At 69.5% G+C, this 24,147-nt stretch carries 22 protein-coding genes, 1 pseudogene and 2 CRISPR repeat arrays (1 of these 25 running past the window's edge); of the genes and pseudogenes, 8 read left to right on the plus strand and 15 right to left on the minus strand.

Going from position 1 to position 24,147, the window contains the following annotated elements:
- A CRISPR array of direct repeats spans positions 1 to 400; the repeat unit is 22 nt; unit sequence GCCGCAATGGGGACCGGCCTGG (it extends 222 nt beyond the left edge of the window).
- A 99-nt stretch (positions 401 to 499) separates the two neighbouring features.
- The 6 genes from LO762_RS32425 to LO762_RS09430 all read right to left on the minus strand — a co-directional run bounded on the left by LO762_RS32425 (position 500) and on the right by LO762_RS09430 (position 8,854).
- A complete protein-coding gene (locus LO762_RS32425; protein ID WP_255685304.1) occupies positions 500 to 1,480 on the minus strand; it encodes a hypothetical protein in 981 nt (326 codons plus the stop codon).
- Complete coding sequence (gene cas3u, locus LO762_RS09410; protein ID WP_230614091.1) at positions 1,467 to 4,295, minus strand: type I-U CRISPR-associated helicase/endonuclease Cas3; 2,829 nt, start codon at positions 4,293 to 4,295, stop codon at positions 1,467 to 1,469. Before cas3u ends, LO762_RS32425 begins: the two co-directional genes overlap by 14 nt.
- Positions 4,292 to 5,689, minus strand: coding sequence for a type I-U CRISPR-associated protein Csb2 (gene csb2 / locus LO762_RS09415; RefSeq protein WP_230614092.1), 1,398 nt, complete (start codon positions 5,687 to 5,689; stop codon positions 4,292 to 4,294). Before csb2 ends, cas3u begins: the two co-directional genes overlap by 4 nt.
- 2 nt (positions 5,690 to 5,691) lie before the next feature.
- Positions 5,692 to 6,861 carry a type I-U CRISPR-associated RAMP protein Csb1/Cas7u gene (gene cas7u, locus LO762_RS09420; RefSeq protein WP_230614093.1) on the minus strand — a complete coding sequence of 390 codons (1,170 nt, stop codon included), beginning with the start codon at positions 6,859 to 6,861 and terminating at the stop codon, positions 5,692 to 5,694.
- Positions 6,862 to 7,259: 398 nt separating this feature from the next.
- Entirely contained in the window at positions 7,260 to 7,805 is a 546-nt protein-coding gene (locus LO762_RS09425) for a hypothetical protein (RefSeq protein WP_230614094.1), read from the minus strand.
- Between the two features lie 767 nt (positions 7,806 to 8,572).
- Entirely contained in the window at positions 8,573 to 8,854 is a 282-nt protein-coding gene (locus tag LO762_RS09430; RefSeq protein ID WP_230614095.1) for a hypothetical protein, read from the minus strand.
- Between the two features lie 493 nt (positions 8,855 to 9,347).
- A CRISPR array of direct repeats spans positions 9,348 to 9,899; the repeat unit is 37 nt; unit sequence GCCGCAATGAGGACCAGCCGTGGGTGGCCGGTGAAGG.
- Between the two features lie 302 nt (positions 9,900 to 10,201).
- On the opposite strand from LO762_RS09430, the pseudogene LO762_RS09435 reads away from it, so the two are divergent.
- Positions 10,202 to 10,411 (plus strand): annotated as a pseudogene (locus LO762_RS09435) (hypothetical protein); the annotation flags it as partial.
- A 272-nt stretch (positions 10,412 to 10,683) separates the two neighbouring features.
- On the opposite strand, the gene LO762_RS09440 reads toward LO762_RS09435, so the two are convergent.
- Positions 10,684 to 11,064, minus strand: coding sequence for a hypothetical protein (locus LO762_RS09440; RefSeq protein WP_230614096.1), 381 nt, complete (start codon positions 11,062 to 11,064; stop codon positions 10,684 to 10,686).
- A gap of 8 nt (positions 11,065 to 11,072) precedes the next feature.
- Between LO762_RS09440 and LO762_RS09445 the strand changes: the two genes are divergently transcribed.
- Both LO762_RS09445 and LO762_RS09450 read left to right on the plus strand, forming a co-directional pair.
- On the plus strand, positions 11,073 to 11,393 hold the full coding sequence (locus LO762_RS09445; RefSeq protein ID WP_230614097.1) for a TauD/TfdA family dioxygenase: 321 nt from the start codon (positions 11,073 to 11,075) through the stop codon (positions 11,391 to 11,393).
- Positions 11,390 to 11,893, plus strand: coding sequence for a hypothetical protein (locus tag LO762_RS09450; protein WP_230614098.1), 504 nt, complete (start codon positions 11,390 to 11,392; stop codon positions 11,891 to 11,893). Before LO762_RS09445 ends, LO762_RS09450 begins: the two co-directional genes overlap by 4 nt.
- A 656-nt stretch (positions 11,894 to 12,549) precedes the next feature.
- Here LO762_RS09450 and LO762_RS32430 read toward each other — a convergent pair.
- The 5 genes from LO762_RS32430 to LO762_RS09475 all read right to left on the minus strand — a co-directional run bounded on the left by LO762_RS32430 (position 12,550) and on the right by LO762_RS09475 (position 16,243).
- The gene (locus LO762_RS32430; protein ID WP_255685311.1) at positions 12,550 to 13,725 is read right to left on the minus strand and encodes a cytochrome P450; all 1,176 of its coding nucleotides are present in this window, start codon (positions 13,723 to 13,725) and stop codon (positions 12,550 to 12,552) included.
- Positions 13,715 to 14,428, minus strand: coding sequence for a DUF6545 domain-containing protein (locus tag LO762_RS09460; protein ID WP_230614099.1), 714 nt, complete (start codon positions 14,426 to 14,428; stop codon positions 13,715 to 13,717). Before LO762_RS09460 ends, LO762_RS32430 begins: the two co-directional genes overlap by 11 nt.
- A 620-nt stretch (positions 14,429 to 15,048) precedes the next feature.
- On the minus strand, positions 15,049 to 15,684 hold the full coding sequence (locus tag LO762_RS09465) for a hypothetical protein (protein WP_230614100.1): 636 nt from the start codon (positions 15,682 to 15,684) through the stop codon (positions 15,049 to 15,051).
- A 131-nt stretch (positions 15,685 to 15,815) separates the two neighbouring features.
- Positions 15,816 to 15,995, minus strand: coding sequence for a hypothetical protein (locus LO762_RS09470; protein ID WP_230614101.1), 180 nt, complete (start codon positions 15,993 to 15,995; stop codon positions 15,816 to 15,818).
- Positions 15,992 to 16,243: a hypothetical protein gene (locus LO762_RS09475; protein ID WP_230614102.1), complete on the minus strand. Its 252-nt coding sequence runs from the start codon at positions 16,241 to 16,243 to the stop codon at positions 15,992 to 15,994. Before LO762_RS09475 ends, LO762_RS09470 begins: the two co-directional genes overlap by 4 nt.
- Before the next feature lie 310 nt (positions 16,244 to 16,553).
- Between LO762_RS09475 and LO762_RS09480 the strand changes: the two genes are divergently transcribed.
- From LO762_RS09480 to LO762_RS09490, 3 genes are all read left to right on the plus strand, one after another.
- Positions 16,554 to 17,507, plus strand: coding sequence for a hypothetical protein (locus LO762_RS09480; RefSeq protein ID WP_230614103.1), 954 nt, complete (start codon positions 16,554 to 16,556; stop codon positions 17,505 to 17,507).
- A gap of 121 nt (positions 17,508 to 17,628) precedes the next feature.
- Positions 17,629 to 18,735 (plus strand): ferritin-like domain-containing protein, encoded by a 1,107-nt coding sequence (locus LO762_RS09485; protein WP_230614104.1) that lies wholly within the window; start codon positions 17,629 to 17,631, stop codon positions 18,733 to 18,735.
- Positions 18,736 to 18,854: 119 nt separating this feature from the next.
- Positions 18,855 to 19,523, plus strand: coding sequence for a TetR/AcrR family transcriptional regulator (locus LO762_RS09490; RefSeq protein WP_230614105.1), 669 nt, complete (start codon positions 18,855 to 18,857; stop codon positions 19,521 to 19,523).
- 14 nt (positions 19,524 to 19,537) lie between these two features.
- Here LO762_RS09490 and LO762_RS09495 read toward each other — a convergent pair whose 3' ends face one another.
- From LO762_RS09495 to LO762_RS09505, 3 genes are all read right to left on the minus strand, one after another.
- Positions 19,538 to 20,170: a TetR/AcrR family transcriptional regulator gene (locus LO762_RS09495; RefSeq protein ID WP_230614106.1), complete on the minus strand. Its 633-nt coding sequence runs from the start codon at positions 20,168 to 20,170 to the stop codon at positions 19,538 to 19,540.
- A 162-nt stretch (positions 20,171 to 20,332) separates the two neighbouring features.
- Positions 20,333 to 20,986, minus strand: coding sequence for a response regulator transcription factor (locus LO762_RS09500; RefSeq protein WP_230614107.1), 654 nt, complete (start codon positions 20,984 to 20,986; stop codon positions 20,333 to 20,335).
- Positions 20,983 to 22,236 carry a sensor histidine kinase gene (locus LO762_RS09505; protein WP_230614108.1) on the minus strand — a complete coding sequence of 418 codons (1,254 nt, stop codon included), beginning with the start codon at positions 22,234 to 22,236 and terminating at the stop codon, positions 20,983 to 20,985. The genes LO762_RS09500 and LO762_RS09505 overlap by 4 nt, the downstream gene beginning before the upstream one ends.
- A gap of 127 nt (positions 22,237 to 22,363) precedes the next feature.
- Here LO762_RS09505 and LO762_RS09510 point away from each other — a divergent pair, with 127 nt between their 5' ends.
- Together LO762_RS09510 and LO762_RS09515 are read left to right on the plus strand one after the other, a co-directional pair.
- Positions 22,364 to 23,299, plus strand: coding sequence for an ABC transporter ATP-binding protein (locus LO762_RS09510; protein ID WP_230614109.1), 936 nt, complete (start codon positions 22,364 to 22,366; stop codon positions 23,297 to 23,299).
- Entirely contained in the window at positions 23,296 to 24,060 is a 765-nt protein-coding gene (locus tag LO762_RS09515) for an ABC transporter permease subunit (RefSeq protein WP_230614110.1), read from the plus strand. The genes LO762_RS09510 and LO762_RS09515 overlap by 4 nt, the downstream gene beginning before the upstream one ends.
- The last annotated feature ends 87 nt before the right edge of the window (positions 24,061 to 24,147 follow it).

Here is a 24,147-nt window from a genome sequence, read left to right on the forward strand (position 1 = left end):
CCGCAATGGGGACCGGCCTGGGTGGGCCGGTAACGGGCCGCGGCGCTCGGGGAAGACTGCGGGGATCAGGGCGCCGCAATGGGGACCGGCCTAGGTGGGCCGGTGATGGGGCAGCGGACGCGAACTCGGTGTGCGCCATGTCCAAGCCGCAATGGGGACCGGCCTGGATGGGCCGGTGACGGGCCGGCCTATGGGCTCACCGGGCTCGTACACGTACCGGCCGCAATGGGGACCGGCCTGGATGGGCCGGTGACGGACCCCCACCGCGACTACAGCCACCACCCCGCCTAGAGGCCGCAATGGGGACCGGCCTGGATGGGCCGGTGACGGCATCGACCGGCACCGGCTCCTCGTGGCGAGTCCGGTGCCGCAATGGGGACCGGCCTGGGTGGGCCGGTGACGGGGCGGATGAACTGGGGTTACTACGGGGGGTGAGGTTGAGGGGGCGAGTCTGTGTCGGGTTTGTTGTTTTTTGGGGTTGTTTGGGGTTGGGAACCGTCTAGGGATTCTGTGGGGGCTTGGGGTTCCGGAGTGGGGGTGGGGGCCAGGGGGTGGGGGTGAGGGGGCCCAGGCTTTTGCGGAGGGGTTTGCGTTCGGCGGCGGCGAGGGTGAAGACGGTGAGGTTGTGGAGGGAGGGGGCGTTGGTGGTGGGGGTGATGTGAGGGTGGTTGAGGAGGGTTTGGGTTGGGGTGAGGGTGAGGGGGTGGGTCCAGAGGGGCCAGATCATGAGGTAACGGTTGTTGTGGTGGTGCCAGAGGGTGCTGAGGGTGCGGTGGCCGTCGCCGGTCAAGGTGAAGAGGGGGAGGGTTTGGGTGGCCAGCCAGGTGGCGCCGGGGACTCCTCGTTCGGTGGACTGTCCTTGGGGGTGGTGGGCGGCGTCGTTGATGACGCGGTGGTCGAGGTACTCGCCGGTGAAGTTGTCGGTGCGGCGCCATCGGGTGAGGGCGTGGTGGAGGTGCGCGGGGTGGCGGCGGACTTCTTCGAGCGGCTTCGTGAAGTAGGTGCGGACGCTCTGTTTGCCGCTGGGCGCGCAGAAGGGGGTCAGCGCGACGCGGCCCTCCTTGTCGACGGCGAGGTCGGTGACGACGGCGCGGAGCCACGGCAGGGCGCGGGGGTCGCAGCGCCGGGTGCGTTCGACGAGGGCGGGGTAGAGGTGGCGCGGCGTGCGGATGGGGTCTTTCTGGTTGTCGGCGCGGCCCGCTTTGACGTCGGCGGCGTTGGCCGGCCGGAAGGGGAAGTCGTCGTGGACGCCGATGATGGCGGTGCCGTCCGACGCCCGGGCGACGATGCCGGCGAGCACGTCGGTGATGGCTTCGACGTCCGGCAGCGGGCTGTCGAGGAGGGCCCGCCCGGTCAAGGGCGAGAACGACAGGCGGACGGGATCCGGCAGCTCATCGGTGAGGAGGCATTGGAGGCCGAGCGCCGCGAGGAAGCCGAGGGGATCGTGGCCGTCCAGGGCGGGGAGTTCAAGGGTGGGCATCGGTGTCCTGTTCGGGTTCGGCGCGCTCGGAGCACCAGATGTCGGCGAGGCGGACGACGGCTTCGAGGTGGGCGAGCGTCCATCGGCCCAGACGGGTGTTGAGGGCGGCGAAGCGATCCGGCGCGTCGAGGTCGATCGTCCGGTCGGTGGGGAAGTCCGCCGCGCGACCGTCGACGGTGACGGTGAGGTTCAGCGATGCCGGATCTTCCACGGGCGGGAGCAGGGGGCGGGCCCTGCCGTGGTGGGCGGCGACGAGGTGGACGGTGAGGTCGTCGGCATCGGGCAGGAGTTCGGCGGTGATGCGGGCGGACAGCGCCTCGTGGCGCATCCCGCCGGGGTACCCGGCCATGGCCTGGGCGCGGCGGAACGCCGCCCGGTCGGCCGGGTCCATCCCGGACTTGGCGAGGAGGCGGGCCCTGCCGAGCGCGCGCAACGGCCGCTGGTGGAGCATCGCCTGGAACCGTGGATCCCGCTTGCCGTGATCATGCCATTCGGCCGAGGCGACGACCGCGCTATGGAGCTCCTCGGGCAGTGCCAGGTTGGCGGAGAAGATCGCGGCCCGGCGGCCCACCTGGGCGTGGTGCTCGTCGAGGCCGACCGGGTTTCCGGCGCCGGAGGATTCGAGGGCGCCCTCGTCTCCGGCGAACCCCCCGCCCCTGCTGGACAGCACCACGACGACGTCCTGCTCGGCCTCGTAGGACGTGACACGAAGCCGCTCGGCGAGCCTGGCGAAGTTGTCGACCAGCGGTAGCCCGCCCGGGGGAAGCCCCTTGAGGCAGGAGCGGACCGCGCTCACCGAGGGGAGCTCTCCTGTGCTGGTTCGCAACGCGAGGAGCGCGTCGAGCACGGGGAGCAGTTCCGGGTGCCTTCGGCCGGTGAGGTCGCGCAGCGTCGGCCGCAGGCGCAGGAGGGGCCTGCCCCGGCGGCGGGCGAGATCGGCGAGATCGGTGACCGCCGCCGTGGAGTCCGGGTGCCAGCCGAACTCGTCACAGCCGCCCGCTTCGGCGCGGACGACCAGCAGGTCGCCGGGCCGCAGCGTGTCGGCGGTGACGCGCTCGCATGACGTGCCGGGCCCGGTGACGCGGACGGCGAGGACGGCACCACCGCCCGGATCATCGGCCCCCGTGTTGTCGTCGGTTTCGCCTTCGACGTCGCCGACCTCGGCGGCCGACAGGCCCGCGAGCCAGCGGCGGGCCACGGCGAAGGGGATCTCCAGCGCCTCCTCGGCGACCGGTGGGACGGCGGCCAGCTGCCGTCCCCATGCCTCGGGGTCTACGGGGAGCTCGGACCGCCAGACCAGGGCGACGTCGGGCTGCCCGTGTCCGATGCCGTGCAGGTACGGGGCGACGGGCGGGTCCGCGTGCGGGGCCGGTGAGGTCCGCGCCCAGGCGTCGAGTACGTCCGCGCCCAGGTGGGGGATGTAGGGCTGGGGAGGTTGGAGCGCGGCACGGGTGTCCGGGTCGAGGCCGTCGAGCAGGGCTCGCAGCGCCATCGGTGAGGCGGCCAGCCCACCGGGGAGGGCGTCTGTGGGCACGGTCTTCGCGTCCAGCGGGTCGGCCAGGCCGCGCAGCAGCCGCCAGGTCGCGAGTCTGGACTGCCCGTAGATCGGATCGTCGGCGGTGCAGGTCGGATCGTGCACGATCAGGGCCGGGGACGTCGGGAGTTCTCCGAGCCGGTCGAGGCGGCCCAGGCGCTGCACGATCGAGGACATGGCCGCGGACTCGCTCAGGAGGGCGTCGGCGGAAATGTTCGCGCCTACCTCGATTGTCTGAGTCGCCACGATAACCAGCGGTTTGCCCGGAGCGCGTTTTCGGCCCGCTTTGATCCGGTCGTAGTGGGTGGCGAGGAGGTACTCGCGGTCGATCGGCCGTGACCGGCCCACCAGCAGCAGGCGGTCGGGGCCGGGGCCGATCCGGTCGAAGACAGCCCGTGCCCGCGCGACGGTGTTGCACACCACCGCGACGACCCGCCCCGAATCCGGCCCGCCTGCCAGCGCATGCGCCCAGGCGGCCATGACCGATGGGACGACCGTCACCGCCGTCGTCTTCGTCGCGGACGGCTCCAGCAGGTGCAGCCTCCGTTCCGCGTGCAGGCGGCGCCGCGCCACGGTGTGCTGTTCGTCCGCGGCGCTGATCCGGTGGACGCGCAGCCCGTCGGCTCCGGGGACGGTCGCCGACATGGTGAGCAGCCTCGGCCCCTCCCCCGGATCCAGCCGCCCGATCGCGTCGACGACCCGCCGGAACGGCTCCGACAGGTGCCCTTCGTCCAGGACGATCATGCTGTCGACGCCGACGAGGGCCGCGTCGATCGACCGCAGGTGCTCGCCCACGCCGTAGCCGCGGAACAGCAGGCGGCTGCCGACCTGGTCCACGGTTCCCACCACGACCGCGTACCTGTCGGGCCGGTCCAGCCAGCGCCACGACCACGTGACGCCGCCGCGCATCCGCATCACCTGCAGCGGCACGTCGTCGTCGGGCTGCCGCAGCGCCTCGGCGACCCGGGCGACGAGAGGGTCTTCCGGGGCGCGAAGCGCGTCAGCGATCTTACCGGCGTGCTCGTACGCCTCGTCGATGATCAGGCGGCGGTCCACGACGAAGAACAAACGCCTGCGCGCCAGCTCGGGCCGTGCGGCGGCGACGAACACGGCGACATCGATCACCGAGGTCTTGCCCAAGCCGGTCGACACGTCCAGGACGTCGGGCCACCGGCCGTCGCCCAGGACGCGGGTGACGAGGTCGGTTTGCCAAGGGAAAGGCCGGTGACCGTGAACCGCCTGGTAGAAGGCAGGGAAGTCCGCTGCTCGCAGGGCGTTCATGGGTTCTCCTTCGCCGGGGCGAGCAGGCCCAGCCCCAGATAGCGGAAGGCGCCGACCAGAACGGGGCCGACCTGTGGCGCCGCGAACGTCACGCGGGCGTGCACGAGCGGCTTCATCGGGCGGCCTTCGGGGAAGGACCGGCGAGGAATCCGGTGCAGTCCCCCCGTGATCATCGGGGCTTCGGCGAACTCCACCTTCTCGGGCTCGGGGTAACCGGCGCGCACCACCGACGCGGCGAGCTCGCGCAGCACGGCCTCGTCGCCGTTCCTGCGCTTGGGGAAGCGGTCGAGCATCAGCGGCGCGACCGTCGTCCACCCGTGGCTGCCCCCGGCCCCGCCCGTCCACCGGCCCGGCTGCACACCCTGGAGCGGTGAGAACTCCAGCGGATGCTCCAGCTTCACCTGCGTCTGCCGGGTGAGCCACAGGTGGTCCAGGGGCCGCTCGACGACCGCCTCCCACAGCACCGCGTAGTCGTCGGAGGGCAGGTCCGCGGGGATTCCCAGCGCCACGCCCAGGATCCTGCCGCTGGCGTGCTCATGGCCGACGTCGGGCAGGGCCAGGTAGGCGAGGTGCCGACGGTCCTCGGAGCCGTGCCCGGACACCTGCGGCGGGATGTTCGTGCCGATGCGGGACATCACCGCCTCGCGCAGCCGGGACGTCAACGCCAGCAGCGAGTCGCCTGACGGCTTCACCGTCCCGCGTTCGAACGGGAACACCAGCAGTTCCTCGAACGGAGACGCCACCGCGTCCGCGTCGCGGATCTGCTCCTCTTCCACCCGCACGTACGGAATCGACGACGACTCCTCCCAGGCCCGGCTCCCCTCCTCGTACGCCTCCCGCAGCCGGCTCGTGTAACCCGGGTACGGAACCCGCAGCGGCACCGCCGCCCGCTCCCCCGGCTGCGCAGGCCGGAACCTCTCCCACGACTCCCGAGGCCGCACGGCGACATCCTCGACCCGCAACGTCACCGGAGACGTCGAACGGCCCAGATACGGGACGCGCCGCGCCAGGGCGCGCACCGCCTCCACCGTCCCGGGCAGGGCCTCGGCCGCGGGCCACACCACGGCGAACTCCGGATCGGCGGGCTCGGCGGTGACCCGGACCCGGAGGCCGTTGGTGCGGCCGAGCCTGTGCTGGCTGGCCGCCGAGCTGTCCGTGGCGTTCGTGACGACCCAGCCCTGCCGCTTCGAGGAGGTGTACCGCGCGCACGCCCACACCTCCGGCGCCCCGGCGGCCTCCAGCCAGCGCAGCACCTCCCAGTGCGCGTCCTCGGTCGCCGAGGCGACCAGCGCGCAGAACAGGCGCGCCGGATGCGGCGGCCACTCCGCCTCGTCCGGCCGCTGCCCCGCCGCCTCGTACCTTCCCTCGCGCAACCGCGCCGTGATAGCCAGCACCGTCAGTCCTCGGCCGTCGCCTTGGCCACCGCGAACTCGATCGCCTGCGCCAACGACGCGTTCGGCGCCAACTCGACCGTCTCGGTGCTCATCTCCAGGCCCAGCTCCGCGGTGTGCTGCCGCAGCTCCGTGAACGCCGCCACCGCGTCCGCCGCCGACACCTCCACCTCCTCGACCCGGCCGCCGTCGCCCTCGAACGCCACGGCCTCCCGCACCCGCACCAGGTCGCACCCCGACCGCAGGAAGAGCGACGGACGGTCGAACGCCAGCCGGTCGCCCGCCAGCGCCAGCGCCAGCAGGGTCGCCCGAGCGGCCCGCGCCGCTTCCGGCGACGCGTCACCGAACCGGACCCGCTCCAGGCCGGCCAGCGAGATCCACGCGTCCCGGCGCGCCTCCGAGATCGACACGCCTCCCGGCGGTGGCGTCTTCGCCATGGCGTTGCCGTGCCCGATCTCGCTCAGCTTCGTGCCCTTGGACTTCGTCCCCTCCGGCACGAACTTCCAGCCGTCCTCCGCCTTGCCCTTGTCGTCGATCCCGCCCTGCAGGTTCAACGGGTCGAACCGGATGCTCCGGCGAGCCCCCACCTCCGGATCCAGGCCGAACATCGACGAGGTGTAGAACCGCGCGAACTTCGGCCACCGCCCCTTCCGGTGCGAATCCCACGCGCCGAACACCAGCGACCCCGGATCCAGCTCGAACAGGCCCCGGGCGTCCTCCGCCCGCACCTCCCGGAGCCGTTTGCCGACCTCGCTCTTGTCGAACGCGACCCCCTCCACCAGGCTGTCGCGCAGGTAGGCGTCGGCGTACCGGTGCGGGAACTCCAGCGACGTCAACCGCACCGGCCCGTGCGACGTCACCGCCCTCAACACGAACAGCGGGATCCCCAGCCGCCCCGCGTCCCGCGCCGCCAGCAGCGCCTCCTCGACCCGGTTCGCCTGCGACGGCACCTGGTCCAGCACCACCGTCCGCTCCCGCCGTTCCCCGTCCACCTGCCGCGGCTCCACCAGATACGGGACCTTCACCCCGTCCGACAGCACCGACCCCTCCGGGAACGTCGGCGGCATCACCTTCGCCTCCACCGCCGACCGATACACCCCCCGCACCGAAACCCCCGCCTGCCCGCTGCCCTCCCCCACACTCTCCAACAACCTCGTCGACAACCCAGTTCCCATGGACCTCCACCTTCCTCCGAAACGACTCCCAAAAGACTAAGAGACCCCACCGACAAAAACCGACGCCCACCAACAATGTCCTACTCGTCCCGAAATACAAACAGACAGGACACCACCAAAAACCCAACCGACACCAAGAACCTCGAATCAATACAATCCAGACACCAAGATGCGACAACTCGGGCATCTGCCCAGAGGTCGCGCAATCGGGGCCGGTTACCATCCAAGGGGACCTCAGGATCCCAGGCCGAACCGAGCCAGAGAGGAACAACGACAGTCAAGCCGTGAACGGTCTGGGCTGGGTCGTGTTCCACGGCGGCCGCGAAGACCACCTTCAACCCCTAACGCGACCGACCGCCGACGTCTTCCCGGAGATACCAGCGGACAACTGGCCTGATTCAAGAACGAACTCTGGCCTGATTGGCGGGTTTCAGGGTGACCGACCAGTCGTGGCCCCGGACCTGGAGCAATCCGGGTCCAGGAATCCGTACGGTTCCGCGGAACGGTGCACTTCCGCTCCAGAGAGCGTCGATCTTGACGTCGTCGGAACCGAGAAATTCGAGCGAGCCATAATGAATGCCGAAATTCAGCACGGCGTCTATCGGAGGACCCTGATAGCGGATCACTTCATCTTCGCCACCACTGACCGAGGACAGCAGTTCGGGAATCTCCTCGACCTGCAGGAATCTGGCCTTCCAGCCGCCGGGGAACGAGCCACTGGAATCCGAACCATAGATCCGGGATCGCACCTGGACGTGGGTGTACGGGACATGGACCTCCTTGTCCTGATCGGGATCGTATCGAGTGTCGCCAGCGACGATGTATCGACCAGATCCTGAACCGATGTCGCCGATTCCCGGCCTGCTCTCAAGTCGCTCCGGAGTGTCGATGAGGCCATCGACAAATACTGACGCCATGAATCCGCAGCGCACCTCGACAACCACGGCAGTATCAGATGCCCGAGGAAGAGGGACCTTCCCCGTCCCGCGCCCCCGGTAAGGATAGTGTTTGGAGTTCCGCTTGCGCCATACCATGAAACGTAGGTTAGCTTGAAAGGAAGGCTCGGGTTGGGTTTCATGACATTCTCGCCGATTGTTCGGCTGCGAAGCCCGGGTTGCATGCGTCCGACAACGAACGCGGCCAAGCTGACCATTGCCCCACCAGGCAGCGCGATGGACTGGCGGGGAGAGATACGGACGGGGCTTGGCTAGGCAGATGCCGCCAGAGCCCTTTTGAGGCGCTAGTCGGACCCGACCGGGTCCATATGCTGCCGAACCCGCGCGGTCGCGCCCAGGCGAACCGGTCTACTCCGGCCGAGGGTGGATCGTCCCCGCCCTGCGCCAACGCACCACCACGGATACCGCGCCCACCTCAGCGTCAGCATCCCTGAACACACCCTCCATCTCAGCGGGCTGAGACCGCGCCCCGGCTCCAATCCGCGCTCGGTCCGCTTCCTGGACCACGCCCGACATAGGGGCGTAAGCCAGGCTTGCTTGACGGTGACAATCAGCGCGGTGGTGGGCGATCTGGCGGATGCCGAGGGCGGACCAGTCGTAGAGCTCGTTGGGCTGGTCGACGAACTCCGCCGCGGTGGGGGCGGGTCGGCGCTCGTGCCCGGCATAGCCATCGACGGCCGAGCGCAGGTAGGTGTCGGTCTCTCGCCGGAGTCGTTCAAGGCGTCAGGCAGGGCTGTGGGACTGGTAACCAGACGCTACGCGGAACCGTCAGGGAGGGCCATGACGATCCGGATGCTGTATCCGGCGGCGAGCGTGGCGCTGTTGCCCAACCACCGGGCGACCTTCTCCAAACCCGTCCATTGGTCGATGGCAAGGCGGGTGGCAGGGGCCAGCGTCACGAACGCAAGGCCCAGCAGGGCCAAGGTCGAACAGGTGCCGCGCAAGGCCAGCGACGTGGGGTCACGACGCAGATCGCGCACCTTGTAGAGCCCACCGGCGAAGCACAGGCACGCCAGGACGTAGTAGGCGTGCGTCATCTCGACCGCTCCCGCTCTTTCCCCAAGCGCCCTCGATACGAGTCTGGACATCGGTGACACCGTCGGCCAGAGAGGGGGCGGCAGGACCGTAGCCGACGCGCCGGAGGAACATCAAAACGAAAGCCTCAGCCTCGCACTCCTCCCGCGTGGTGTACGAGACCCGCTTCAGCATCCGTTCAACCGGGTCGGCATCGAGACCGGGGAACAGGATCGGCTGGAGGTCTGCGCCGAAGAGGTCGTTCGCGTGGTCGAAGAGCAGGTGCCCGAGTTCATGAGCGATGACGTGCTCTCGGTGCAGCGGCGTAGCGCCCGACATGAAGAAGACGACGTCGACGCCAGCTGCGCTGATCAACATTCCACACGGCAGACCTTCGACCGAACGACTCATCGGCATCGGTTCCAGGTGGAGAGCCCGGCCTCGCCACTCCTGAAATCGATGCACGATGAGGGCCAGCCATGGGTGGCCGGTAAAGGTGAGACCCCAAACACGAGATCTGGCCGTCCCCCAAGCCGCAATGAGCCGGTGAAGGAAGGCGCGCGCCCGCTATCCGGGCGTCCGCACCGGGCCGTAATGAGGACCAGCCGTGGGTGGCCGGTGAAGGCCGAGTCCGCCACTCAGCCGCGTCGTCGGCGCGCACCGCCGCAATGAGGACCAGCTGTGGGTGGCCGGTGAAGGCACGGCGATCACGAGGGGCAGTCACAGAGCGCTAGCCGCCGCAATGAGGACCAGCCGTGGGTGGCCGGTGAAGGGGCGGACGGGTCCGCAATGGTCTGCAGCTCACTGACGCCGCAATGAGGACCAGCCGTGGGTGGCCGGTGAAGGCGTCACCGTGGAGAGCGGCCTTGATGTCGATCGGCCGGCCGCAATGAGGACCAGCCGTGGGTGGCCGGTGAAGGGGTGATCGTCGCCCGCCGACGCTAACCACACCAACCGCCGCAATGAGGACCAGCCGTGGGTGGCCGGTGAAGGCCCCGCCAGCTACCGCCCGTCGCGGCCGTCCACAGCCCGCCGCAATGAGGACCAGCCGTGGGTGGCCGGTGAAGGAGCAAATGAGCTGGGGGTATCGCGTTGTGTAATCGCGTAGAGCCGATTCTGCGTCGGCTTTGTTGGGTTTTGTGGCCGTTTGGGGTTGGGAACCTCCCGGGGTTTTTGTGGGTGCTTGGGGTTCCGAAGTGGTTTGGGGCGGCATCGCGGCGAGGTCATGTGGTGATGGTCAGAGTCGGCATCCATTGCATGCCGGAAGAACCCTTGGCATGACTGAGTCATCCGCATCCCCCATCGGTCCTACGAAGATTCCCACGCGACCAGCGCGCCAACCGGCTGCGCAGAGGCAGCCGAGGCGGACGCTCGCCCTGGACACCGACCTCTACCACGAACGCAACCAAGCCGAGCGGTGCTTCAACCGGCTCAAGCAGTTCAGAGCCATCGCCACCCGCCACGACAAGCTGGCCAGCCTCATCCTCTGGACCCACGAACAATCAGACGGCCCTAGAGCTGCGCGGGCTCTACCGGCCGACGCGCGCTCTCATCGCCGCAGCCACCGTCCTGCCCGCTGACGCCCACCCTGCCTGGGACAAGCTGTTCGAAATGGTGGACGTCATCGCTGACCGGCGGGTACGCCTTGGCCCGCAGGTTGGGCTGCCCGGTGGGCATCGGCGTGAGCCGCTCACGCGAAGGCGAACGCGGAGGGCCGGTCAACCAGGATCTCCCGATCCGGGCGCACCGTCGGAGAGCCGCTCCGCGGCTACGGCTTCCCCCTTGAGGTCACCCGCCCGTTCGGCTGGGTGGGTCCGGACCACGTCAGTGGGGTTGCGTTTCGGGTTGGGCGTCAGCGGCTCGTATGGCCGCTGATGAGGGGGCTGAGGAGTTCGTCGGCTGTTCGGACGGTCGGGTCGTTCAGGTAGGGCCGCCAGGCGGCGCGGAGGTGCACGAGGGCTTGGGTGATGCGGCCGGAGGTGACGAGCGCTAGGTCGGATGCGAGGCGGGTGATGGTGTCGGCGGCATGTGCGGGGTGGCGTCGGCGGAGTTGGACTTCGGCGAGGCGGACGCCGATGAGGGCGCGGTTGCGGTTCTCGTGGGGCGCTCGGGAGGCGGCGGCGGCTTTTCTGGCCGCGAGGGAAGACCGGCCGGAACGGCTGGCCGTCGACGGGGCGCTGCGCCTGCACCACCAGGCCGGGCAGCGACCGCGTGTCGCCGGGTTCGCCGACAAACCCGGTCATGAGCGCGCCACAACCGGCGTTCACCCGCACCGGCGAAGGATGGGTGACGCGCTACAGCCGTACCGACACCGACCACTACCAGCCTCTTTCTGGCCGGGATGCCGACCTTCAGCGCGCCCTGGGGTTCCTCGACCGTGCCGCAGCGCCCGGCAGCCGCTACCGGATCGACCTGACGCTGACGGCCGGGCAGGCTCTGCTCTGGGCCAACGACCGACTCGGCCACGGCCGCACCCCTTACCGCGACACCGCCGACGCTCCGCGGCTGCTACGCCGCGGCCTGTTCACCCTCCGCCCCCGGCAGGCAGGAGCGGACCGGTGACCCCGAAGCCGTCGGCCGCCGCCCTCGTGGCCACCGGGCTGCAGACCTTGCGTGCGGACCAGGAGCGGGCCCGCCGGACCATCAACCTGGTCGCCGCTGAATCCCTGATGCCGCAGGTCGCCCGGCTCCCGCTGATCTGCGATGCCGCCGCCCGCTACATGTTCGAATCCGAGGCCGATGACAGGGCCGCATGGAACTTCCCGGGCGGGCGGGACACCGCGTGGTTGGAGACCGGACTGGCGGTGCCGCTGCTGCGCGGCCTTCTCGGCGTGGACCACGTGACGGTCCGGCCGCTGTCGGGCCTGCATGCGATGGAGATGACGATCGGCGCGCTCGCCCCGCCCGGCAGCACCGTCGCCTGCCTGGACGCCGAGTCGGGCGGCCACTACGCCACCGCCGCGGTCGCCCGACGGCTCGGCCACCCCATCGTCGGGCTCCCCACCGCCGGCCCGCACCGCCTCGACGTCGAGGCGGCCGCCGACCTGTGCCGTCGCAATTAAGACCAGCCCCGAAGGGCCGGTGAAGGCACGCAGTGCATCGGTGAACCCGCGGACCCACGCCTGGCCGCAATGAGGACCGGTCGCGACGAGCCGGTGAAGGTGGTTGAACAGCCGCCACAGCTCGGAAGAGGACTTGCCGCAATGAGGACCGGTCGTGAAGGGGCGGTGAAGGCCACGGCGGCCTCACCGCCGTGAAGTGGATCGACTCCGCCGCAATGCGGACCGGTCGTGAAGGGCCGGTGAAGGGGCAAATGAGCTGGGCACATCACCTTGTGTAATCTTAGTGGAACTGGTTCTGTGTCGACTTTGTTGCACCTTCTGCCCGTTTGGGGTTGGGAACCCTCCGGGGTTTTTGTGGTGCTTGGGGTTCCGAAGTGGTCTGGGGTGGGGCATCGCGGTGAGGTCATGTGGTGATGGTTAGAGAAGAGAGGACTTGTCCTGCTCATTCCGGATAGCCGCTGGCAACCGCTCTGCCAGTTCCATGCCCATGGCCTCCGCTGCCCGTGGCTGAAAACTCTAGGGCCCGCGACCGACATCACGCGGAAGAAGCACGGACAATCAGGCGTCCGGTTATTGCACAACGTGCTTGGCTCGGCGGCGTCATAAAGGATGAGGGGGTGGGTGAGCGTGGGATCACTGGGGAGTTTTTGGGAGGATTAGGGGCGGTGGGGCCAGTGGACGGGGAGGGACTGGGGGGAGCGCATCTGGCGGCTTTTGCGCCAGGGGAGGGTTTCGGGGGGTTGGGTGAGGGTGGGGTGGGTGGGGAGAAGAGTGGAGAGGGCGATGTGGGTTTCCAGCTTGGCTAGGTAAGCGCCGGGGCAGTAGTGGGGGCCTCGGCCGAAGGAGAGGTGGGGGGTGGGGTTGTGGGTGGGGGTGAAGGTGTCGGGTGAGGGGAAGGTGTGGGGGTCTCGGTTGGCGGCGGCTAGGGAGATCATGATGGGTTGGGCTTCGGGGATGTGGGTGTTCGCGTAGGTGACGGGTTGGGTGGTGAAGCGGAGGGTGGCGATGCTGAGGGGGGCCTCGAAGCGGAGGGATTCGTCGATGATCGCGGGGAGGGTTTCGGGGGTGGAGTGGAGGTCGGTGAGCAGGGCCGGGCGGGAGAGGGTGGCGAGGGCGGTGTTGGCGATGAGGTTGGCGGTGGTCTCGTGGCCGGCGACGATGATGAGCGAGGCCAGGGACACCACCTCGTCGCCGGTCAGGGCCGGGTCGGCTTCGGAGGCGTCTAGGAGGGTGCTGATGAGGTCGTCGCCCGGGGTGGTGCGGCGGGTGGTGACGAGGTCGGTCATGTAAGCGGCGATGTGGTGGGAGGCGGCGTCGCGGATGCGGTGGTCTCCGTGCAGGAAGAGGTTTTCGGACCATCGGTGCAGGGCGGGGCGGTGTTCGGCGGGGACGTTGAGGAGTTCGCAGATCACGGTGAGCGGCAGGGGGACGGCGAAGTCGGCGACCAGGTCGGCTTCACCGCGGGCGACCATCCCGGCGACGAGCTCGGCGGCGATCTGCTCGATGCGGCCGGTGAGCCGGTCGGCCATGTCGGCGGTGAACGCGCGGGTGATCGGTCGGCGTAGGCGGGTGTGGTCGGGTGGGTCGGTGGTCAGCAGGGAGCGGCTGATCGCGGGCGCGATGTCGCGCGGCGTGCCGCTGCCCGCGAGGAGGTGCTGGTAGCGGGAGGTGTCCTTGCTCAGCGTCGGGTCCGCGAGCGCCTGCCTGGCTTCGGGGTAGCCGGTGATGAGCCAGAACGGGAACCTGCCGCCGTCCACCCGCCGCACCGGGCTCGTCTCCCGCATCCGGGCGTAGAAGGGATAGGGGTCCTGGAAGAACGCGTCACCGAACATGGGTCGCCTCCGGGAGGTTCAGCGCTGACGAGAGGGCGGCGGCTACCTCGGACAGCCAGGGCGACACAGCGGTCAGGCCGTCACGGATCTCCACGACCCTGCGTTGGAGCATCCAGCGGGAACCGAAGCGCGGGCCTGTCGGCATGACGATCTGGGGGAACGCCTCGTACAGAACTCGCCATAGCGGTTCGAGCCGACAGTGCAGATGTCGGTCCTTCCACCATCGTCCGGGCGCTGCCAAGGCCGGGCACCCGCCCTCTTCCTCCACTATCGGCAGGTCGAGCGCGAGCATCTGGGACTGGACGAACAGAAACTTCTCCGCCAGATACGCCAATGCGACCACCGCACCGGCCGAAACACTCCACAGCCCCACCCGCAAAGTCGCCCATGCTGCTCGGCGCGCATAGCGGACCCCGGTGACCAGCAGGTCGACTACCGCCCACCCCAGCATGACAACGAACACGTCGCTGTAGACCCCGAGCATGGGCACCTGCCCATACAGCTCGCCGAACGTCCCGACCCTCACAGGTACCGGATTACTCAGAAAGATCCCGGCCATCACGGCGACCGCGACCCCATACGCGACAACCCGCCAACGGATCGCCGCCCGCGCCGTTCCTGACGGATGGCAGAAGAAGCCGCGCCAACTCCTCCACCCCCAACCCGGAACTCCTGTGCCCAAAAAGCAGATGCCCAATCTCATGCAGAGCGATGTACTCCCGGTGATAGCGAGTCGTTCCTTAAGAGACTATTACACACCACTCCCCACTCCCACTAGAGTTCAATAAATAACAAATATCCCAAACATGCCACAAGATAATCTTTTGTCTGGAATGGAGATCTGCCAAGCAAGACATAATTCCGGACGGATTACACGCCACTTCGGCTTACAATGACCCAGGAAGCCTTGGACGATGACTTGGCCGCCTCCACCACAAACCCCCCAGCCAATGCGCCCCCACTTCCAATCAAAGCCGCACCATCCCTGAACGTCTCCCGCCGCCACCCGCGACCCACCCCGAGCCCCCACCACCGTCAACCGAGGCCCATCCCCAATGTTCGAGATCGCCATATCCGACTCCTCCTAGAATCCCCTGGGCATCCGGCCCGCCGGACGTCCCGCTCTCTCCGATGGACGAACTCATGTGAACCGATCCATCTTCTTTGTCGGAGACCGCTCCGAACGCAAGTTCTCCAGTCGGGTGTGCTTGCCCAGGGGGCCTGCCTGGGCGGGCTGGTGAAGGCGTGCACGGCGAGCGGGGCTGTGGGGCTGGTGGCCCCGCAGGCCCTGCTCGCTGCCGCGCGTGGAGGTGTTGGGGAGGATTAGTAGAGGCCGCCGATGACTAGGGTGACCGGGTTGGTGCCGGCGAAGACGTCGGCGCTGCTCCAGACCGCGTGGAAGGAGGACGCGCCGGTGTCGGCGTACATGGCGAAGGTGCCGGAGGCGCTGCGGTCGGCTTGCCGGGCGTCGCTGCTTCGGGCGAAGACCTCCAGGGTGACGGTGTCGGGGCCGTCGATGGCGACGACGGCAGCCGCGTGGTACGGGTAGGGCGACGCGGGCACGGTCGAGACGATGACGTACGCCTCCTTGTAGTCGGGGTTGGCCTGCTCGCCCGTGTTCGGCTGCCCCCGCCCGGCCTCGGCGATCCTGATGTTGTCGGCCTCGCTCCTGCCGAACAGCTCGTCGCCGACGTGGCTGTAGTCGCCGCCGAGCGGCAGCGCCTTGCCGTGGATGATCTCCTCGGCCGCGTGCAGACAGTCCCGCAGGAACCTCCGCTCGGGCTCGTAGGAGGTGTACTTGACGCCGTCGTAGGTGATGCTGTCCAGTTCGGGGCCGCAGTAGTGCGGCTTGTCGGCTCTCGGGTGCACGAACAGGCGTAGCGGCTCGAACTCCGCGACGATGTAGTGGCCGCTGGCGCTCAGGCTCGCGGGCTTTCCCTTGACCTTGATCGTTTTCATCGGGACCTCCGGGGGACGCTGTCGACGTAGTGTCCCGGCCCCGCTCCCGTCAGTGCCCTCCCCGCACGGTGACAATCATGTTCGACCCCCGCGCGTCACGGCGCTGGTGGAGGCCCGGAGCGCATGGGCGCCTAGTCGTCGTCCCCGCGTTGGGACGGCAGGATCAGCAGGCCGATGACGGGCACGGTCAGGGTGAGCGCGGCCAGGAGCGCGTCCGGCCAGCTGGCGTCGGCGGCCAGGCCCAGGGCGACGGCCGCCACCAGCACGACGGCGACGAGCGCGGCGCAGGCCAGGGTCCGGGTGGAGATCATCGGCGCGGCTCCCCGGCGTGGTCGTGGTCGGTGGCGTCGTCGGCCCAGAACTCGATCAGTTCGCAGGGTGTGAGGTCCTCGTACGGGCGGGGCAGGGACCGTCCGGTGCGGACCACGTGGTCGGCCAGGAGCAGCAGGAGCAGGGCGCCGTCAGCGCTGTGCTCCCCTCGCCGAACCGGGCACATCACCGGGCCTGCGCGGCGCCGCGACCGGCGGGCCGGGCACGGCGAAGAAGCGGAAGTCGTCATACGCCCAGCCTCACCAGCACCGCCCTCCCGCCGCGACCCGCGCCGAACATCGCGGCGGATCACGGCGGATGACGGCGGATCACGTCAACATGAAACCTCTTTCACCGCATCTGCCGCGATCTGTGGCGAATCGCCGCAGCCTGTTCTGGTCTAACGAGATCGGTCATCCGCGACCACTGTCCGGCACGGTGATGGTGGGATACGTGATGCGGGATGGGGGATGCGCGCGGAATGTGAAAATTGCAGGGCATCGCCCTCCTCCTTGCTTGCCGTCGACCATCACGACCAGGACCAGGACAGGTGACGCGCCGTGCACGAGGGTCACTACGCCCGGGACGACGACCCCGTCGCCCCGCTGCGCCGCCGACTGCTGCGCGCCCTGGCGCTGGCCGACATCACCAACACCTCGCAGCTCGCCCGCCGCGCCGAGCGCCTGCTGGGTGAGGGCAGGATCTCGATGGAGCTGCCGAGGTCGACGGTCGACCCCCATCTGAAGGGCGAGCGGGTCGGGTTGCCCGGGTGGCCGATGGTCCGCGCGATCGTCCGGGTGTGCCGCCTGACGGCCAGACCGGAGAACCTCGCGGCGATCGGCACCGAGGGCGAGTGGCTCGAGTGGCACATCGACGCGCAGGAGGCATACAACGCGCACCGGCGCGGCGGCACCGACGAGCCGCTGGCCGCGCCCGTGCACCTCCCCGACCCACCCGAGGTGACGGCGCCGGAGCTGCCCGCCTGGGGCGAACAACCCCCGCCGCCCGGACCTCCCCTGACCGAGTACGCCACCGAGATGCCCATCGGCCAGTTCGAGGCGGGCCTCGCCGAACTGTACGACGACGAGAGCGTGCGCAGGGAGCTCGTCCCGCTGCCCACCGGCGACAGCCCGGACCCGATCGCCATCGAATGGATGAGCGGGCGGTACGGCCGTGCCGGAGGCAGCCTGTACCGGCGCGCCACCACACCGTCCCTGGAGCAGCCGCGCGCGGCCTGGCAGATGGCCCTCCTGCTCGGCTGCGACGGATACCTCCGCCAAGCCCAGGCCTGGCTCACCCTCGCCGAACGGTCCGAATACCATCGCGCACTCGAACTCGCGAACTGCGCCGACCTGAGAGTCGGCTGCGGCATCACCGCGTACCACCTCGCCAACGAACTCGACGACCGCCCGAGCACCAGGCCGCTCGCCCGGATCCTCCGCGACGCGGCAGCCCGCGCCACCCCCTGGCAGCCACCGGCGGCACCGGTCCCCGACGATCCGCCCGACCACTGAGACCAGCGGTCCCGGAATCGTCAGGGGCCCCGGCCGACGCGTTGACACGCATAGACCGCCATGTCATTGTTCGTACATCATAAACAATTTATAGGTCGTACGTACCGAGGAGGAGAACCTCATGTCAACGCACGATCTTTATGCGGCGCCCGTCCGCGACGGCATCCGGACCGTCGAGATGGCCGGGGACACCCGGTTCACCTGGGAGTACGACGACGGACGGGACACACTGCTGAACCTGTACCAGAAAGGCAAGGACAAGCAGTGGGACTCGGTCAAGCGGATCGACTGGGACCTCGAAGTCGATCCCTATGACCTGCTGGGCACCCCCGACCAGGCGCTCGCGATCTACGGAACCCCCCACTGGGACAAGATGAGCGAACGCGACCGCAAGGAACTGCGGCGGCACTCGGCGTCGTGGCAGTTCTCCCAGTTCCTGCACGGCGAGCAGGGCGCGATGATCACGGGCGCCAGGATCGTGGAAACCGTCCCGGACCTCGACGCCAAGTTCTACTCGGCCACCCAGACCATGGACGAGGCCCGCCACGTCGAGATCTTCTCCCGCTTCCTGCACGAGAAGATCGGCCTGGTCTACCCGATCAACGGGAAACTCCAGGAACTGCTCGACGACACTCTCGGCGACGCCCGGTGGGACATGCCCTACCTGGGCATGCAGGTGCTCATCGAAGGGCTGGCACTCGCGGCGTTCGGCGTCATCCGCGACGTCACCACCAAACCGCTGCCCAAGCAGATCCTCACCTACGTCATGCAGGACGAGGCGCGGCACGTCGCGTTCGGCAGGCTCACCCTGCGCGACTACTACCGCCAGCTCTCGTCCGCCGAACTGAGTGAGCGTGAGGAGTTCGTCATCGAGGGCTGCTATCTGATGCGCGACCGGATCCGCGGGCTCGAGATCTGGGAGAACTTCGGGATCAACACCGCCGACGCCAAACGGCTCGCGGACGAGTCCGCCTACATGCGCGCCTTCCAGAGCCATCTTTTCAGCCGGATCGTCCCGTGTGTGCGGGACATCGGGCTGTGGAGCGAACGGGTACAGGCCGCCTACACCGACATGGGGGTGTTCGACCTCGCCAGGTCGGACCTGGAGGCGCTGATGCGGCACGACGAGGAGCAGGCCGAGCGCCTGGACGCCGCCCGGTTCGCCGCCGAGGAGGCCGACCGCAAGGCCGAGGTGGACGCCGTCATCGCGGCCGAGGCCGACGCCTGACGGCGCCACACTTTCCGTACGAGATAAACAAGATATATTCCGTACGCCTCCCCGCCTCCGCGCACTGCTAACGTTGGTGACAGGGTGCGCGAAGACGTGCCCTGCGGGAAAGGGACGGAATGGCGAAGAAGGCGGCGACTCGTCCCGCTGAGCGGCGGACGCTGACGCGAGCGGCGATCGTGGGCGCGGCCATCACCGTGATCGAACGAGACGGCGCAAAGGCGCTTTCGATGCGGAAGGTCGCCGCCGAACTCGGCGTCGGCACCATGTCGCTCTACACCCACGTCCCCGACCGCGACGCGCTCATCGAGGAGATCGCGCAGACGGTCCTCGCCGGAATCGACGCGCCCGAGGCGACGAGCCCGAACCAGGACTGGAAGGTCAACGCCCGCGCCATGGTCGGCGCCTTCCGAGCCGCCGCCCGCAGACACCCGCGCAGCATGCACCTCGTGCTCACCCGCAAACTGGAACTGGAGTTCAGCTGGCGGGCCGCCGAACGCGCCCTGAGCCTCCTGGTCGCCGCCGGATTCGACGGCGAGACGTCGGTGCGCGTCATCCGGACGCTGATGTCCTACGCCATCGGCTGCCAGATGGTGGCCGGAGGGGCACTCGACACCCCGGACCGGCTACCGGACACAGCGCTCCGCCCCATCCGCGACGATCCCGACCTTTTCCCCCGCTCGCTCGCGCTGATCGAGCAGCTCCTGAATCCCGACCCCGAGGCCGACTTCACCACGGGGCTGGAGATGCTCCTCGCCGCGATGGACCGGCTCCCCCGCAGCGCCTGAGCTTCTCCGGTTCCTCAGCCGTCGGCGCGGTCCTCACACATCATCTCCACGGCCGTCAGGAACAGTTCGAGCCCGAACTCGAAGTCGGCGTCCGAGCCGTGCGCCGCCGACTCGTCCGGCAGCGCCACGACGTACGGGAAACACGCGGCGCCCAGGCCCCGCGCCACGTCGGCGGGGTCGCCTTCGGCCCGCTCCGGCCGCGCCCGCATCTGGGAACCGAGCGTCCACGCCATCAGGGCGCGCACCACCCGCACCGACACCGGCCCGTCCAGCCCCGCCTCGGCACACAGGGACAGCGCGCGCTCGAACGCCCGAAGCCCCACGGGAATCGCCGTCCCGGTCTCCAGGACCAACGCGAGGCTGCGCGGATACTCCCGCGCGATCCCCCGGAAGGCACGCATCAGGATCCGCGCCTCGTCCTTCCAGTCCGTCCCGTCCGCGCTCTCCGGAACGTCCATCGTCGCCATGACGTACTCGGCGACGCCCGCGATCAGCGACTCCCTGCTGTCCACATGCCGATAGACGGCCATCGCGGTGACGCCGAGCTCCTCCCCCACCGCCCGCATCGAAAGCCCGTCCGCCCCCCGCCGCTCCACGATCTCCACCGCGGTGTGCACAACGAGTTCACGCGTAAGCACCAGCCGCATCACCCGTAGCGGCGGCCCATGCCCCGGCCTCGCCATCGCCACCCCCCACACCCGACCACATCCAGCAACCCACCCTATGTTCTCCCCGCGCCGGAACGGACGCGTCCCGCCCCGCCCTTCGCCGCCTCGGTCGGGGTCAGCGACGGTCGGTGGGTGCCGTGGTCATTCGGGGTGGGCGGGGCGGACCAGGCCGCTTTCGTAGGCGTAGATCGCGGCTTGGGTGCGGTCGCGGAGGCCGAGTTTGTTGAGGATGTTGCTTACGTGGGTCTTGATGGTCTGCTCGGCGAGAACGAGGCGGGTGGCGATCTCGGTGTTGGAGAGGCCCCGGGCGACCAGCGTCAGGACCTCGGTCTCGCGTTCGGTCAGGACGGACGGGCGGGGGCCGTCGGCGGGAGCCGTGCCCCTGGTCTTCGAGAAGGTCCCGATCAGCCGGCGGGTGACCGAGGGGGCCAGCAGCGCGTCCCCGGAGGCCACCACGCGGATCGCCTCGGCCAGGGCGCCGGCTGACGCGCTCTTCAGGATGAAGCCGCTGGCTCCCGCGCGGAGCGCGGCGTAGACGTACTCGTCCTGGTCGAAGGTGGTCAGGACGACGACCCTGGTCGTGCCGGAGACCTGGCGTGTGGCCTCGATGCCGTCGACCCCCGGCATCCGGACGTCCATCAGGATCACGTCCGGTTCCAGCTCCGCCGCCCGCGCGACGGCCTCCGCCCCGTCGGCCGCCTCACCGATCACGGTGATGTCCGGTTGGGCGTTGAGCAGGACCGAGAAGCCCTCACGGACCATGGCCTGGTCGTCGGCGATGAGGACGCGGATCATTGGCTCTCCAGGTAGGGCAGGACGGCTCGGACGGTGAAACCCCCGTCGGCGCGGGGTCGTGCGCTGAACTCTCCGGCCAGCATCACGGCACGCTCGCGCATGCCGAGCAGCCCGTGGCCGCCGCCGGGCGCCGCCGACACCGGCTCGCGCGCGGGCCCGTTCGCGACGGTGATCGTCAGCCCTCGCGCCGAGTAGCCGATGCCGACCTCCACCTCGGCTCCCGGCGCGTGCCTCAGGACGTTGCTCAGGGACTCCTGGACGATGCGATAGGCAGACAGCTCGACCCCCGCTCCCGTCGCCCTGTGCTCACCCTCGATCACAAGATCGACGTCCAACCCGGCCTGCCGCACACCCTCGACGAGTTCCGGCAGTTGCGCCAGGGTGGGCTGCGGCGCCTGGTCGGTGCCGTCATCGGACTGCCTGAGCAGGCCGAGCACCCGATGCAGTTCGGTCAGGGCTTCCAGGGCGTGGCCACGGATCGTCGCGAAGCTCTTGGCCAGCTCGTCCGGCATCTCGACGACCCGGTAGGTCGCCGCCTCGGCCTGGATCGCCACGACGGACATGTGGTGCGCGACGACGTCGTGCAGTTCACGGGCGATCCGGGTCCGCTCCTCCAGCAGCGCGTGCCGGGACAGTTCCGCCACCCGCAGCCGCCGCTGCTCGGACAGGCGGCGCAGCGCCTCGCCGCGGGCCCGCACGGCCACCGTCGCGACGAGGACGGCGCCGGAGAGCAACGCCACCTCGGGCAGGTTCGGGAACTGCTTCCGTTCCGGGGCCACAAGCAGCAGTCCCGCCGTGACGGCCACCGTCAGGACCCACATCTCCAGCGCCACGCGCGGCCGGACCCGCAGCCCCACCAGCGCGATCACACAGAGGTGGACGGACAGGCTGGGCGCCGCCAGGAGCGGCCCGTCGCCCTGGGGCGCCACCGAGTCGGCGGCCAGGCCCGTGATCGCGACCATGCCCAGCGAAAGCCACCAGGCCGCGATCGGCCGCCACAGGGCGAGCACCATGGCGGAGGCGTGGGTGAGGCCGAGCACCGCCGCCGTCGGGTCGGCGATCCCGTAGTCGGTGAGCAGGATGTGCCAGGACGAGCCGCCGAGCACCGCCGCCGCGCACACCACGAGCAGGTGGGGCAGCCAGCCCGACAGCGGAAAGCGGCTCAGCCCGATCGGGGCCAGCGGGCTGACTCCACGCGGCGACAGGTCCTCCCAGACCGCCCCCGCCAGATCTCTGATCCGCCCGCTCATGCCCACCATTCTCACGCCCGGGAGCCCTAACCCTCCTCATACCGGAGAGCGAGTCGACGGTCCGCTCCCGCGTGGGAGGCGGACCACCACCCCGGCCTCCTAGTTTCGAGGCAAAGGAGGTCGAACGATGATCGAAGTCCGTGAGCTCGGAAAACGTTACGGTCCGGTGACCGCCGTCGAGGATCTTTCCTTCAAGGTCAGGCCGGGAAGCGTGACGGGGTTCCTGGGCCCCAACGGCGCCGGGAAGTCCACCACGATCAAGATGATCGTGGGGCTGGACCGCCCGACGACCGGCGAGGCGCTCGTCGGCGGTCGGCCTTACCGCTCCCTGCGCGAGCCCCTGCGCACGCTGGGGGCGCTGCTCGACGCGAGGGCGGTGCACGGCGGACGGAGCGCCTACCACCATCTGCTCTGGCTGGCGCAGAGCAACGGCATCGCCAAGCGCCGGGTCGAGGAGGTCCTGGAGCAGGTCGGGCTGACCGAGGTCGCCCGCCGCCGGGCCGGCGGGTTCTCCCTCGGGATGGGCCAGCGGATGGGCATCGCCGCGGCGCTGCTCGGCGACCCCGAGGTCCTCGTCCTGGACGAGCCCGTGAACGGCCTCGACACCGAGGGCATCCGCTGGATCCGCTCCCTGATGAAGGACCTCGCCACCGAGGGCAGGACCATCTTTGTGGCCAGCCATGTCATGGCGGAGATGCAGCAGACCGCCGACCGGCTCATCGTCATCGGTCAGGGCAGGCTGATCGCCGACTGCACCATGGCCGACTTCATCGAGGAGAACTCAAGGACGGTGACCCTTGTCAGGTCTCCGGCCCTCAGCAGGCTCGCCGAGCTCGTCACGCGCGCCGGTGCGAGGTTCCTGCCCGCCGACGAGACCTCCGCGCGGGTGGAGGGCATGGCGGCGCCGACGATAGGCGCGCTCGCGGCCCTGCACCGCATCGAGCTGCACGAGCTGACGCCCCAGTACTCCTCGCTTGAGGAGGTCTACACCGAGCTCACCAAGGAGGAGCTCGACTACCGCACCACAACAGCGGAGGCACCGATCGAAGAGGTGTTGCGATGAGCGAGATCCCGGTGACGACCGCCTTCCTGCGGACCCTGCGCGCCGAGTGGACGAAGGCCCGCACCGTGCGCGGCGTGTTCTGGATCGCTGTGGCGATGGTCCTGGTGACGCCCGGTCTCGCCGTGTTCGTCGGCGCCACGGAGAGCCTTCAGCCCGACGACACCATCCTGGGCGGCAGCCTCACGGGCGCCGTCATCGGCCAGGTCCTCGCGGCGGCGCTCGGCGCGCTCGTCATCTCCGACGAGTACGGCGACGGACTCATCAGGTCCACCTTCCTGGCCGATCCCGGAAGGGTTCGGGTACTCGCCGCCAAGGCCGTCGTCGTCGCCGTGCCCGTCTACGTCCTGTCCCTTCTCTCCGGCTACGGGGCCTTCCTCGTCGGCGACGCCTTCCTCTCCGGCGCGGGGTTCGAGGCGGGCAGCCTCATGCCGGAGCTTCTGGGCGTCGCCCTGTGCTTCGCCGGAGCCGGCCTCATCGGCCTCACGCTGGGCACCGCGCTGCGGCACACCGCCGGCGCCATCAGCGCCGCGACCGCCCTGATCCTCCTGCCGAGCCTGGTGGGGCCGCTCTTCGGCGACCTGCAGAGCTGGGTCAGCGGGGCCTCGCCGACCGCGCCACTACGCAAACTCGCGCAGAGCTCCGACGCCACGGCCGAGACCATGGGCTCCCTCCCGGCCTGGCCTTCGGTCGCGATACTCGCCGCCTACACCTTCGCCGCACTCGGCTTCGCCGCCCTGCTCCTCCGCCGCCGCGACGTCTGACTCCCGAAGATCGGCCGCCCGCCGCACGGTGACCGATCTCGCGTGCGCGCCGGGCGCTAGCCTCGGGGTTTTCCGCGCGGATCCCGG

Origin of the sequence: Actinocorallia sp. API 0066 (assembly GCF_020991275.1) — a bacterium.
GTDB lineage: Bacteria > Actinomycetota > Actinomycetes > Streptosporangiales > Streptosporangiaceae > Actinocorallia.

Bases quoted from the DNA above. Each gene is read 5' to 3' on its own strand.
- LO762_RS32425 (WP_255685304.1), bottom strand. From the start codon at position 1,480: ATGCCCACCCTTGAACTCCCCGCCCTGGACGGCCACGATCCCCTCGGC.
- cas3u (WP_230614091.1), bottom strand. From the start codon at position 4,295: ATGAACGCCCTGCGAGCAGCGGACTTCCCTGCCTTCTACCAGGCGGTT.
- cas7u (WP_230614093.1), bottom strand. From the start codon at position 6,861: ATGGGAACTGGGTTGTCGACGAGGTTGTTGGAGAGTGTGGGGGAGGGC.
- LO762_RS09430 (WP_230614095.1), bottom strand. From the start codon at position 8,854: ATGACGCACGCCTACTACGTCCTGGCGTGCCTGTGCTTCGCCGGTGGG.
- LO762_RS09445 (WP_230614097.1), top strand. From the start codon at position 11,073: ATGAGCGCGCCACAACCGGCGTTCACCCGCACCGGCGAAGGATGGGTG.
- LO762_RS32430 (WP_255685311.1), bottom strand. From the start codon at position 13,725: ATGTTCGGTGACGCGTTCTTCCAGGACCCCTATCCCTTCTACGCCCGG.
- LO762_RS09460 (WP_230614099.1), bottom strand. From the start codon at position 14,428: ATGAGATTGGGCATCTGCTTTTTGGGCACAGGAGTTCCGGGTTGGGGG.
- LO762_RS09465 (WP_230614100.1), bottom strand. From the start codon at position 15,684: ATGAAAACGATCAAGGTCAAGGGAAAGCCCGCGAGCCTGAGCGCCAGC.
- LO762_RS09470 (WP_230614101.1), bottom strand. From the start codon at position 15,995: ATGATCTCCACCCGGACCCTGGCCTGCGCCGCGCTCGTCGCCGTCGTG.
- LO762_RS09475 (WP_230614102.1), bottom strand. From the start codon at position 16,243: ATGACGACTTCCGCTTCTTCGCCGTGCCCGGCCCGCCGGTCGCGGCGC.
- LO762_RS09485 (WP_230614104.1), top strand. From the start codon at position 17,629: ATGTCAACGCACGATCTTTATGCGGCGCCCGTCCGCGACGGCATCCGG.
- LO762_RS09490 (WP_230614105.1), top strand. From the start codon at position 18,855: ATGGCGAAGAAGGCGGCGACTCGTCCCGCTGAGCGGCGGACGCTGACG.
- LO762_RS09495 (WP_230614106.1), bottom strand. From the start codon at position 20,170: ATGCGGCTGGTGCTTACGCGTGAACTCGTTGTGCACACCGCGGTGGAG.
- LO762_RS09500 (WP_230614107.1), bottom strand. From the start codon at position 20,986: ATGATCCGCGTCCTCATCGCCGACGACCAGGCCATGGTCCGTGAGGGC.
- LO762_RS09505 (WP_230614108.1), bottom strand. From the start codon at position 22,236: ATGAGCGGGCGGATCAGAGATCTGGCGGGGGCGGTCTGGGAGGACCTG.
- LO762_RS09510 (WP_230614109.1), top strand. From the start codon at position 22,364: ATGATCGAAGTCCGTGAGCTCGGAAAACGTTACGGTCCGGTGACCGCC.
- LO762_RS09515 (WP_230614110.1), top strand. From the start codon at position 23,296: ATGAGCGAGATCCCGGTGACGACCGCCTTCCTGCGGACCCTGCGCGCC.